The sequence below is a fragment of the Marinobacter sp. UBA2498 genome (assembly GCF_002341575.1).
GTDB lineage: Bacteria > Pseudomonadota > Gammaproteobacteria > Pseudomonadales > Oleiphilaceae > Marinobacter > Marinobacter manganoxydans.
In genome coordinates this window covers 26,837-27,332 of the sequence record NZ_DDOI01000059.1, presented here as the reverse complement: position 1 = coordinate 27,332, position 496 = coordinate 26,837, and the positions used below count along the sequence as shown (strand labels likewise).

Below are 496 nucleotides of genomic sequence, written 5' to 3'. Positions count from 1 at the left end.
TTGGCCTGCTTGGGAACGAAGTAGTACATCATGCCCAGGAAACCTGCGGTCAGGAAGAAGCCTACTGCGTTATGTCCATACCACCACTGCATCATGGCGTCGGTAACGCCCGCATAGGCAGAGTAGGACTTGAACGCACCGGCTGGCAGCGCCATGTTATTCCCGATATGAAGCACTGCAACGGTCAGGATAAAGGCGCCATAGAACCAGTTAGCCACATAGATATGCGGTGTGGCCCGTTTCATGATGGTTCCGAAGAACACCAGAGCGTACGTCACCCAGACGACCGCAATGGCGATATCGATCGGCCACTCCAGTTCGGCGTATTCCTTTGAAGTGGTAAGGCCCAATGGCAGGGTAATGGCTGCCGCGACAATGATCGCCGTCCAGCCCCAGAAAGTGAACGCAGCCAGGCTATCCGAAATCAGTCGAGCCTGGCACGTGCGCTGAACGACATAATAGGAGGTAGCAAACAGGGCACTTCCACCAAAGCCGA

Annotated in this window: 1 protein-coding gene; it reads right to left on the bottom strand. The window is 55.2% G+C overall.

Annotated elements, in window-relative coordinates:
• The coding region (locus B2W52_RS07320; RefSeq protein WP_286802278.1) for a cbb3-type cytochrome c oxidase subunit I at positions 1–496 on the bottom strand (496 nt) is incomplete at both ends.